1 protein-coding gene is annotated in these 1,661 nt (G+C 78.7%); it reads right to left on the bottom strand.

Annotation, left to right across the window (positions count from 1 at the left end; translation table 11 throughout):
- A partial coding sequence (locus PV343_RS40195) for an SAV_2336 N-terminal domain-related protein (protein ID WP_319152008.1) occupies nt 1–1,640 on the bottom strand: 1,640 nt, incomplete at its 3' end.
- Nucleotides 1,641–1,661: the final 21 nt, after the last annotated feature.

The following is a 1,661-nucleotide window of genomic DNA, read 5'->3' as shown; positions in this document are numbered from 1 at the left end:
GCCCGAGCGGCCGCCGTGCCCGCCTCGGCGCGCAGGATCCGGCCGAGCGCGAGGTGCGACCGGGGGCCGCCGGGGGCGGCGCCGGGCGCGACCGCCGCCTGGGCCTGTTCCCGGGCCCGGCGCAGCACCTCCGGGTCGGCCAGCCGGTGCCACTGGCCGAGCAGCCGCTCGGCCTCGGTCAGCGGGTCGGGCGTGACCAGGTCGGGCAGGTAGAAGCGCAGCACCCGGGCCGGGATGCTGGCGAACAGCTCGGCCTCGACGCTGCCGCCGTCCCCCGGTGATCCGGTGCCCTCGGGCAACGGCCCGGCGCCGGCCGCCGGATCGTGGTCGGCGAGCCGGGCGGCGGCGAGGGCGGCGAAGTTGCGGGTGCCCCTGCCGAAGTGCCGTTCCACGTAGGCGGAGCAGTGTTTGAGCACGAGCCCGGCGGTGTCCTGGTCGAGGGAGGACAGCAGCAGGTCCTGCACCCGGCCCGGGTAGGCGAAGCACGGGTGGTCCTCGGTGCCGGGGAGCTGCCTGAGCAGGCCGCCGAGCAGCACCTCGGCCAGTTCCATCGGGCCCGTGTCGGGCAGCATGGCCCGCTGGACCAGTTGCATCACGGGCAGCGTGAGCGGGGCCGCGGCGAGGTAGACGGCCAGGCGCAGCGCGCCGGGCGAGGCTCCGGCGCGGAAGGCGCGCAGCAGGTCGTGGTCACCGCGCGGGGCCGGTGCGGCGGGGGCCGCCGGCGGACGCGTGGCCGGGTCGGTGAGGGCCGCCCAGGCCCGCTCGCTGGTGGGGCCGGCGCCGCCCAGCAGCCGGGCGAAGGCCTCGAACGCCTCAGGGGTGGGCTGGAGCACCGGCACGGGCCGGGCGCCGGGCGCCGGTTCCTCCCAGGGTTCGTCGTCGGGCCGGAAGCCGAGCCGGCCGCCGACCTCGGCGGGGCGCAGCAGCAGGCCCGGTTCGGCGGGCAGCGCGGTGCGGCCCCACAGCCGGGGCGGCAGCGGCTGGACGACGGCCAGCGGGGCGGTGCGGGGCCAGTGGTGCAGCAGGCGCTGGGCGCTGCCGTTCTGCCACAGCGGGCCCACGCAGTCGCTGATGACGAAGGTGATCCGGCGGCCGGTGGGGTCGTGCAGCTCGTCGGCCGGCCGCAGCCGGGTGTGCCGGCCCGGTCCCGCGGTCGTCCCGATCAGGGGGGCGCCGGAGTCGTCGGCGTACAGGTGGTGGACGCGGACGGAGGCGAACGCGCCGGACTGCTGGCAGGCCTGGCGCAGTTCCTCGACCAGCTGCCCCCAGACGGCCATGGCGGGCCCGGTGTCCATCAGGAGCTGGACGTCGCAGCGCCGGCGGCGGCCGGGCCGGGTGACCGGGAGCAGGATGCCGCTGGCGGCGGCGCGGTCGGCGGTGGCCTCCTCGTCGATGCGCTCGTCCCCGGAGCGGGCCGAGGCGACCCGGTAGCGGCCGAGGGCGCGCAGCGCCTTCTCCAGGCCGAGCAGTCCGGGCAGGGCCGCGGCGGCGGGCGCGCGCACCGGGAAGGCGGCCGGGGCGGCGGCGCCGGCGACGGGGGGCGGGGGTCCCGCGGGTGGCGGGTTCCGGGCCCAGCGGGGGGCGCCGTAAGTACGGACGGGGCCGGAAGCGGAGACGAACGGGTTGGGAACGCTGGGCATGGGTGCGTGCTGCTAGTGATG

The organism is Streptomyces sp. WI03-4A, from assembly GCF_033792105.1.
Lineage (GTDB): Bacteria > Actinomycetota > Actinomycetes > Streptomycetales > Streptomycetaceae > Streptomyces > Streptomyces collinus_A.
This window is presented reverse-complemented; position numbering and strand designations above follow the sequence as displayed.